Origin of the sequence: Nonomuraea guangzhouensis, from assembly GCF_019396345.1 — a bacterium.
GTDB lineage: Bacteria > Actinomycetota > Actinomycetes > Streptosporangiales > Streptosporangiaceae > Nonomuraea > Nonomuraea guangzhouensis.
Window position 1 is genome coordinate 325,735 of the sequence record NZ_JAHKRM010000013.1, and the last position, 9,417, is coordinate 335,151.

6 protein-coding genes and 1 pseudogene are annotated in these 9,417 nt (G+C 71.2%); 2 read left to right on the forward strand and 5 right to left on the reverse strand.

All coding sequences use genetic code 11. From position 1 onward, the window contains the following. Nucleotides 1–23 precede the first annotated feature (23 nt). Nucleotides 24–914 carry a carbohydrate kinase family protein gene (locus tag KME78_RS27775; RefSeq protein WP_219532294.1) on the reverse strand — a complete coding sequence of 297 codons (891 nt, stop codon included), beginning with the start codon at nucleotides 912–914 and terminating at the stop codon, nucleotides 24–26. A gap of 148 nt (nucleotides 915–1,062) precedes the next feature. On the opposite strand from KME78_RS27775, the gene KME78_RS27780 reads away from it, so the two are divergent. Continuing rightward, nucleotides 1,063–3,915, forward strand: a complete 2,853-nt coding sequence (locus tag KME78_RS27780; protein WP_246651936.1) for a bifunctional acetate--CoA ligase family protein/GNAT family N-acetyltransferase — start codon at nucleotides 1,063–1,065, stop codon at nucleotides 3,913–3,915. Between the two features lie 353 nt (nucleotides 3,916–4,268). Continuing rightward, nucleotides 4,269–4,940 (forward strand): VC0807 family protein, encoded by a 672-nt coding sequence (locus KME78_RS27785; RefSeq protein WP_219532295.1) that lies wholly within the window; start codon nucleotides 4,269–4,271, stop codon nucleotides 4,938–4,940. Nucleotides 4,941–5,164: 224 nt separating this feature from the next. On the opposite strand, the pseudogene KME78_RS27790 reads toward KME78_RS27785, so the two are convergent. The 4 genes and pseudogenes from KME78_RS27790 to KME78_RS27805 form a co-directional block, all read right to left on the reverse strand. After that, a pseudogene (locus KME78_RS27790) lies at nucleotides 5,165–5,326 on the reverse strand (PEP-utilizing enzyme); the annotation flags it as partial. 136 nt (nucleotides 5,327–5,462) lie between these two features. Then, complete coding sequence (locus tag KME78_RS27795) at nucleotides 5,463–6,137, reverse strand: PadR family transcriptional regulator (protein WP_219532296.1); 675 nt, start codon at nucleotides 6,135–6,137, stop codon at nucleotides 5,463–5,465. Nucleotides 6,138–6,294: 157 nt separating this feature from the next. Further along, nucleotides 6,295–7,698: an MFS transporter gene (locus tag KME78_RS27800; RefSeq protein ID WP_219532297.1), complete on the reverse strand. Its 1,404-nt coding sequence runs from the start codon at nucleotides 7,696–7,698 to the stop codon at nucleotides 6,295–6,297. A gap of 457 nt (nucleotides 7,699–8,155) precedes the next feature. Then, nucleotides 8,156–9,241 carry an NAD(P)/FAD-dependent oxidoreductase gene (locus KME78_RS27805; protein WP_219532298.1) on the reverse strand — a complete coding sequence of 362 codons (1,086 nt, stop codon included), beginning with the start codon at nucleotides 9,239–9,241 and terminating at the stop codon, nucleotides 8,156–8,158. Nucleotides 9,242–9,417 lie beyond the last annotated feature (176 nt).

A 9,417-nucleotide genomic window follows, 5' to 3' on the forward strand; every position in this document is an offset into this window, starting at 1 on the left:
TAAAGGGCGCCGGAAAGATCGCACTAGAGGCGCGGACGCGCTCCCAGGTGCCCGATCGCCTGTGCCGCCAGCTGGCAGCCGGCCGTCAGCGCCTCGGTCGGCGGCTTGCCCTCCAGCCACGGCGGCAGGAATCCGGCGCAGAACGCGTCGCCCGCCCCCGTGCCGTCGATGATCCGGTCGACCGGCTCGGCGTCGACCCGGACGGGCTCGGAGCGGCTGTTGCCGAACCAGAGCGCGCCTTCGTCGTTCATCTTGATCACGACCTGCGGGAACCAGGCGGTGAGCACCTTGGCGGCGGCCTCGGGATCGTCGCGGCCGGTCAGCACCTTGGCCTGGTCAACGTTGGCGAACAGCAGCTTGGCCCCGTTGGTCCACTCGAGGAACGGTTCGGCACCCGTACGCTCCAGCGGCGCGGACGACGAGCAGTCGACCGAGATCGACATCCCGGACCGGCGCGCCATGTCGAGCGCGGCCAGCCCCGCGTCGCGGGACCCCTCGTTGATCAGGGTGTAGCCGGACAGATGCAGATGACCCCCGCCGAACAGGTCACGGGGCAGGTCCTCCGGCGAGAGCGCCGCGTTGGCGCCCGGGTCGGAGAGCATGGTCCGCTCACCCTTGTGGGTGACGAGCACCACGCAGGTGCCGGTCGGTCGCTCAGGGTCCATGACGAGCCGGGCGTCCACGCCGTAGCCCATCAGCTCCATGTCACGGTTTCGACCGGTGATGTCGGCGCCCCGGCGGCCGATGAAGGCCACCTCGGCACCCTCGACGGCCAGCCAGGAGGCGATGTTCGCCCCTGAGCCACCGCCGTGCATCGTCACGATCGCCGGAGTGTCGCTCGCCCTGGCGAGTGCATAACGGGCGCGCGCGACCGCGTCGGTCATGAGATCGCCCACCACGACGACCCGCGTCATGATGCCACCACCTTGCTGCCTTCAGAACGAGCCTGGCCAACGGCAAAACTAACAGCTTCCGGGCTACCCGTGGGGCGTACCCCGGACACAGGGGGGCAGTCGATGCACAAGCGTTGCCCAATAGGCCCTGCGGAGCTCGGCAACCGGGATGCGGTCTACGCTCGGGACTGTGGAGGCTCAGTACCCCGCCCACTGGGAGGCCGACGTCGTCCTGGCCGACGGCGGCACCGCTCACGTGCGCCCGATCAAGCCCGCCGACGCCGACCGACTGCGTGCCTTCTACTCCCGGCTCTCCGACGAATCCATCTATTTCCGCTTCTTCGGCCCGAGGCCGCGGCTCTCCGACAAGGAGGTCGCCTGGTTCACCACCGTCGACTACGCCGACCGGGTCGCGCTGATCGCCACCATCGGCACCGAGATGGTGGCCGTGATCCGCTACGACCGGACGGGGCCCGGTGAGGCCGAGACGGCCTTCCTCGTCGAGGACGCCCACCAGGGCAGGGGAGTGGCCTCGGTGCTCCTGGAGCACCTGGCCGCCACGGCCCGCGAACGCGGCATCGAACGCTTCGTGGCCGACGTGCTCCCCGCCAACATGAAGATGATGGGCGTGCTGCGCCAGGCCGGATACACGGCCGAGAGCCGCTTCGCCGACGGCGTCGTCCGCATGACGCTCGACCTCACACCCACCGACACCTCGACCGAGGTCACGACCGCCCGCGAACACCGTGCCGAGGCCAGATCCATCGCCCGGCTGCTCGCGCCGGGCTCGGTGGCGGTCATCGGCGCCTCGCGCGAGCCGGGGGGCGTCGGCCACACCGTGCTGCGCAACCTGCTCGCCGCCGACTTCAGCGGCCCCGTCTACCCGGTGCACCGGGAGGTACGGGCGATGGCGGGCGTACGGGCCTATCCCAGCGTGACGGCGATCGACGACCAGGTGGACCTGGCCGTGGTGGCCGTGCCCGCCGCCGGTGTCGTCGAGGTGGTCAAGGAGTGCGCGGAGAAGGGCGTACACGGGCTGGTCGTGGTCTCCTCCGGGTTCGGCGAGACGGGCACCGAGGGCCGTGAGCGGCAGGACGAGCTGGCCCGCATCGCCCGTGCGTACGGCCTGCGGGTGGTCGGGCCCAACTGCCTCGGCATCGCCAACACCGACCCGGCCGTCAAGCTCAACGCCACCCTCGCCGCGACCGTGCCCGGCCGGGGCCGGGTCGGCTTCTTCAGCCAGTCGGGCGCGCTCGGCACCGCCCTGCTCCAGCGGGTGGCGCAGCGGGGGATGGGCATCTCGTCGTTCGTCTCGGCGGGCAACCGGGCCGACGTGTCGGGCAACGATCTGCTCCAGTACTGGGAGGAGGACGCCTCGACCGAGGTGATCCTGCTCTACCTGGAGTCGCTGGGCAATCCCCGTAAGTTCACCCGGCTGGCCAGGCGCCTGGCGCGGAGCAAGCCGATCGTGGTGGTCAAGAGCGGCGGGACGCCCGACAGCCACTCCGCGGAGGCGCTCGGGCTGCCCGACTCGGCGATCAGCTCGCTGTTCTCGCAGGCGGGGCTGATCCGGGTGGACGATCTCATCCAGCTCTTCGACGTGGGCCAGCTCCTGGCCTACCAGCCGCTGCCCGCCGGTCCACGCGTCGGGCTGGTCACCAACTCCGACGCCCTGGGCCTACTGGCCGCCGACGCCTGCGTCGCCGCGGGCCTGGAGCCCCTGCCGCCGGTGAACCTGGGCGCCGGCGCCGGAGCCGCCTCCTTCGGCGCGGCACTCGCGGACCGGCTCGGCTCGTCGTCGGTGGACGCGGTGGTGGTGATCTACATGCCACCGATCCCGGGCGAGGACACGGAGGTGGCGGCCGAGCTGCTGCGGGTGTCGGAGGGCTCGGCCAAGCCGGTGCTCGCCACCTTCCAGGGACATCTCGGCATGCATCCCGATCTGCGGGTGGGCGCGGTGCCCTCGCGGGGGTCCATCCCCTCGTACGCGGCGCCGGAGGAGGCGGTCAGGGCGCTGGCGTACGTGGCCCGGTACGCGCGGTGGCGCGCACAGCCGTCGCTGCCGCCGCCCGAACTGCCGGACATCGACCCACACCGCGCCCGCACCCTGATTCACCGCATCCTCTATCCGGAAGCCACCGCCGCCGCACCTTCCGCGGAGTCCGTCGCTCCCGTCGCGCCTCCTGCGGAGTCCGCGGCTCCCACTGCGGCTCCCACTGCGGCTCCCACTGCGGCTCCCACTGCGGCTCCCACTGCGGTTCCCACTGCGGCTCCCACTGCGGTTCCCACTGCGGTTCCCACCGCGGCTTCCGTTGCCGCGCGGAGTCTGTTCGCCGAGCCAGGGCCGTCGGTCGAGGCCGCGGCGGCCGACGTGGCCGAGCTGCTCGCCTGCTACGGGCTGAGCGTCTGGCCGGGCGAGGCGGTGCGGTCCCCGGACGAGGCGGTCGCGGCGGCCGAACGGCTGGGCTGGCCGGTGGTGCTCAAGGTGGCCGGTCCTGAGGCGGCCCGCCGGGCCGGCACCGTACGGCTCGGGCTGGCGGGGCCCGACAGTGTGCGGCACGCCTACGCCGAGTTCGCCGGCCAGTTCGGGGAGGACGTGGAGCTGGCGGTCCAGCGGATGGCGCCGCAGCCCGCCGTACCCACCGTGGTGAGCGTCACCGACAACCCGGCGTTCGGGCCCATAGTCTCCTTCGGGCTCGGCGAGGTGACGGCGCGGCTCCTGCTCGACCAGGGCTTCCGGCTCGCGCCGCTCGCGGGCGAGGACGCCGCCGGGCTGGTGCGCTCCGTCCGCGCGGCCCCGCTGCTGTTCGGCGAGTACGGCTACCCGCCCGTGGCGGTCGACGCCCTGGAGGATCTCCTGGTCAGGGTGGGCCGCCTGGCCAACGACCTGCCGGAGGTGGCCCGTCTGGACCTCGACCAGGTGCTGGTGGGCAGGGAGGGCGTCATCATCCTGGGCGCCCGGGCCACGATCCGCACCCCACCAGGCCCCCGCCCGGACGGCGGTCCCCGCAGGTTGGCCTGATCGCTCAGAAAGCGGAGCGATCAGGTGGTCCTCGTTCGCCGTGTCCCCGGAGAAGACCCGCTGGCAGACGGTCGCTTCCAGAACCCGATTCAATGACGCGGACCGTCAGCATCACCTTCGCTGTGGGGAAGCGGTGGGCGAGCATCCGCTAGTACGCCGCCGCCGGCCAGTCGACCACGGATCGGTCACCCGCGAACAGCTCATCCATGCCTCGTCGCTTTCGACCCCACCACGCGCCCGATCGAAGGCCGCTCGCATCCCTTGTGGGCGATGCCCTTCAGCTTAGGGACAGTCGACTATAATGACAGATGACATTATAGATAATCGACATGTCATCAGCGGAAGGGCCGGGCATGAGTCCTCTGTCGCCAGATCAGGCGCCGCCTCCGCGCCCCGACCCCCGCAAGCTCATCCGGTCGCTGTTACCCGCGCTCCTGATAGACGCCGTGATCCCGTACGCGATCTACGTGGTCGGCCACAACGTGCTGGGCTGGAGCCTGATCACCTCGCTCGCCGTCGCCGCGGTGGCGCCGCTCGCCCGGTTCGTCGTCCGCCTGGCTCAGGCCCGGCGCGTGGACGGGCTCGCCGTGCTCGTCCTGCTCATCCTGGTCTTCGGCATCGGCGCGGCGCTGATCACCGGGCGGCCCGGGATCGCCGTCGCCAGGGAAGCCGTCTTCAGCGGCGGCTTCGGCCTCATCCTGCTCGGCTCCGTGATCGTGCGGCGCCCGCTGATCTTCGAGTTCATGCGCAAGTCGGGCGGCACACCGGAGAGCGAGGCGTTCTTCGCGCGGCGCTGGCGGGCACCGAGCTTCCGCCGCGCCGTCTACATCATGACCGCGTTCTGGGCGGTGGGCCTGATGATCGAGGCCACCTGCCGGGTCGTCTACGTCGTCACCCTGCCGCCAGATCTCGCCTTCACCAGGGCCACCGCGACTCTCGTCGCCATCCTGGCCGTGCTCGCCGTGGGTTCCGGCATCTATATGCGCCGCATCCGCCGCGGGCTGCGATCGGACGGGCGTGGCTGACGGCAGGGCCCCTGCCGTTCGTACGGTGAACCTGCGGAAGACCGAGGCATCGCGTATGTCGCCGGAGCCGACGTGCGCCCTCAACCCATGGAGGTCAAGCGCCGCATCAGGGTGATCGGCGGAACAGCACGCCGACGCGGACATCGTGCCCGCCATCCTGGCCGTCCACGCGAGGTAGAAGTGACGCGAACAGGATGCGCAGGGGGTGCGTCCTCCCGACGGTGCTACGAGCCGGTGTCGACGGTTCCCGCGTTGCCGCCCACGGTGACGGTCTGGCCGTCGCGGAGCACGGTGGTGGCGTCGCGGGTGGCGAGCACCGCGGGGACGCGATATTCACGGGCGATGATCGCCGGGTGGGACAGCAGCCCACCCGTGTCGGTGCCGAGCGCGCCGACGCTGGGGGGAGGCGCGGTCGCCCAGCCCGTTCGCCCGCAGCACCGCGGCCTTCCGCCCGCCCTGGTCGGTCGCCGTCAGGCCACTCCGCGAAAGAGGTATGACAAGCTCAGGGGAGATCATCACGGTTCACGCAGATTCGTCCTTCTTCACCACGCGCAGGTGCTCGTTCTCCTCGCGCTCGCCATCGTTGGTGGAGTCCTCCTCGGCGGTTCCGGTGCGCGCGATCATCTCGCTCAGGTCCCAGGTCAGCTCTCCGGAACGCAGGTCGGCGATGACCCGCCGGATCCAGTCCAGCTCGGCCCGCCACACGGTCAGCAGGTGCTCGGATTCGAGCAGGGACACCCGCTGGACGTGCGGCTCCGCCAGCTCCGACTCCGCCGCGACCTGGGCGATGCGCCCCTCCAGCGCCACCGCCCGCAACTGGAGCATCTCGGCGGCCGCGGCCGGGTCGAGGTGGGCGATGAACGACATCGCCGCGGAGAAACCGCCCTGCTCGGGGCCTGGGGTGGAGAGCAGGGCGTTGAGCCGCAGGAAGAACTCTCCGCGTCCGTCCTCGGTGAGGCGATAGACCGTGCGTTCGGGCCGGTTGCCGACCCTGGTGGTCTCCGCCGGTTCGATCAGACCCGCTCTGTGCAGGCGGTCCACCGCCCGGTACATGCTCCGGGGCAGGCCGGAGACGAACGTCTTGTGGCGCAGCTGAACCTGCGTGTTCATGTCGTACGCGTGCCGCGGCGCCTCAGACAGGAAGGCCAGGACCGTGAGGTCCACCAACCGCTGCCATCCCGGATCCAGCTCGGCCATGACGTCCCCATCTATAGTGTCATCTGACACTATAGTTGACCGACCTATTCCCAGCCGCCGGCTCAGAAACGCGCCGCCGCGTACGTACGCGACTACTACGCCTTCGCCGGGCCGTACCAGGAGATGGTCGGGCGTTGACCGGTGAACACGGTCGCGGTCATGGAGCGGAGTGGAGTCTGCGGCGGTCGGCGTACTCGCGGCCCAGGTCGTAGAGCGCCGCCGCCAGCGCGATCGAGACGAACAGCGCCACCACCCACAGACCGTGCCGGAACGCGGTCGGCCAGCCCTGCCCCAGCGCGCCGAAGAACACCGACCCCGCGGCGGCGATGCCGATGGCCGAGCCGAGGCGCTGACCCGTCTGAAGGACTCCGGCCGCGCTCCCACCCTGTTCCGGGGGCACCTCCGACAGGCTGATGGCCTGGTTGGGAGAGATCACCAAACCGCTGCCCATCCCGGCGATCAGCAGGGGCACCGCCGTCGCCGCGCCCACGCCGGCGCCAGGGACCAGCATGGTGGCGACCATCGTCGCCCCCAGTCCGGCCAGTACGGTGACCAGGCCGATGGCCACCAGGCGGCGCCCGGCCCGCGAGACCAGGCGCCCGCCGGCCGCCGACGCGCCCGCCGAGCCCAGCGCGAAGGGGCTGATCGACAGCCCGGCCAGGAGCGCGCTGTAACCGAGACCGCTCTGCAGGTACAGGGTGAAGATGAAGAAGATGCCAGTGAATCCGGCGAAGTAGAAGAGCGCGATGGCCGTGCCGAGGCTGTATGAGCGTTTGGCGAACAGCCCGAGATCGACCAGGGGCTCCTTGCGGTAGCTCCGTTCCCAGGCCACGAAGCCCACCAGCACGAGCAGCGCGGCCGGAAGCAGCAGCCACTTGGTGCCTCCCGGCCACTGGTGCTGCTGGATGAAGGGCAGGAGCAGGGCGGCCACGCCTGTGCCGAGAAGGAGTACGCCGACGGGGTCGAGACTCTCCTGCCGCCGAGGCAGGCCGGTCTGCGGAGCGGGCAGGAACTTGTAGGCCAGGGGGAGGAGCACGATGCCGATCGGGAGGTTCACCAGGAACACCCAGCGCCAGCCCTGCTCGGGCCCGAAAGCCGAGACCAGCGCGCCCCCCATCAGCGGCCCGAGCGCCGTGGACACGCCGATCGTGGCGCCCAGAGCACCGAACGCCCGCCCTCGTTCGGAGCCCCGGAACATCTGCTGGATCAGCCCCGACACCTGCGGGTTCAGAATGCCCGCCGCCATGCCCTGCACCAGGCGGGACACCAGCAGCACCGACATGCTCGGCGCGAAACCGCACGCCGCGCTCGCCACCGTGAACAGGGCGACCCCGACCATGAAGATCGCCCGGCGGCTACGCGCGTCACCGAGCCGACCGGCGGGCACGAGCAGCAGCCCGAACGTGAGCGCGTACCCGGACACCGTCCACTGAAGCCCGTCCTCGGAGGCCCGCAGGCCCGCCCGGATCGAGGGCAACGCCACGTTGACGATGCTCACGTCGAGTCCGGCCATGAACGCCGACGCGAGACAGACGCCCAACGCCCGTGTCCGGTCGCTCATGGTGGCCTCCCCTGACACCCAGGCCTTCCCCGAACGGGCATGATTCCCACTAGAAAACGAAATATCGGCCCAGCAGCCATCCGGTAGACACGCCACCCACCCTGCACCGTTGCTCGCTCTGCACCGGCTCCGGGCCTGCGGCTGCTACCGGGCCTGCGCCCGCCGCTGGGTCTGCGCCGCCATTGGGCCTGCGCCCGCCGCTGGGCCTGCGCCGCCATTGGGCCTGCGCCGCAACCGGCCTGCTCTGCCACCCGGCGGTCCCTCACAGCCAACGGTCTCTCGCCGTCCGCCGTCCGCCGTCCGCCGTCCGCCGTCCGCCGTCCGCCGTCCGCCGTCCGCCGTCCGCCGTCCGCCGTGCGCCGTCCGTGGTCCGTGGTCCGTGGTCCACCGTCTGTGGTCCGTGGTCCACCGTGCGTCGCCCGCGAAGTGGTGGCGGAGGCGTACACGACCTCAGTTGTCACAAGCCGTGGCGGCGGTCGCCCAGAACGCGTTCGGTCAGCTCTGCTTCCACTTCGGCGGAGAACGGATCGTGCGCGGCCGGTTTCCGGGCGCGGTACGCGGTAACGGCGCGAGCCGTATCCTGCGCGATCAGATCGCCGTTGATAGCCGCTCCGGCCTTCAACCCCGCCGTGGCAGCGCCGATGACCTGAGCCATCGGGTCGGCGACGTTGCCCGCCACCCACACCCCGGGCACGGAGGTCGCCCCCGTCGCATCGGCGGCGATGTGGCTGCCGATCACGTGACCACGTACCTCCAGCTCGGCCGGCTCCAGGCCCAGTCCGACGAGGACGTCGGCGCGAGCGGTGAAGCGCGGGATGACCACCAGCGCCTGGATGGGGATCACCCGCCCGTCGGCCAGGTTCACGCCGGTGAGCCGGTCGCCGGTCACCTCCAGGCCGGTCACCTGGCCGTCGACGACGGAGATGCCACGGGCGGCGAACTGCTCACGTTCCTCGTCGCTGGGTTCGGGCGCGGTGTGCGTGAACAGCGTCACGTTCGCGCTCATCTGCCGCCACATCAAGGCCGCGTGGACCGCCATCGGCCCGGTCGCCAGGATGCCGATCGCCTGATCCCGTACTTCCCAGCCGTGACAGTAGGGACAGTGCAGCACGTCCCGCCCCCACCGCTCGGCCAGTCCCGGCACCTCGGGCAGCTCGTCGACCAGGCCCGTGGTCACCAGCAGCCGATCCGCCTCGACCCCGGTCCCGTCGTCGAGGACGACACGGAAGCCCCCTCCCGTAAGGCGTTCAGCGGTCTTGACGGTCCCGTCCAGGAACTCCCCGCCGTACCCGCTCACCTCCGCCCGCCCCGAGGCCAGCAACTCGGCGGGAGAAGTGCCTTCAAGCGCCAGGTAGTTGTGAACACCGGCCGCAGGAGCGTTGCGTGGGCGCCCGGCGTCGATCACCAGCACCGAGCGCCGTGCCCGCGCCAGGGCCAGCGCCCCACTCAGCCCGGCGGCTCCGCCCCCGAGCACCACCACGTCATAGCGCTGCTCCGGAGGTACGGAATCGGCGGCCGGGGACTGCAGGTTTTGTGTTGTCATGCCTCGTACTCTCACCCGCATACACCGACATGACAAAGTTTCTTGCCACATCGGCAAATAGCTAAGCCCCGGCACCCGGCACCCGGCACCCGGCACCCGGCACCCGGCACCCGGCACCCGGCACCCGGCACCCCGCACCCCGCACCCCGCACCCCGCACCCCGCACCCCGCACCCC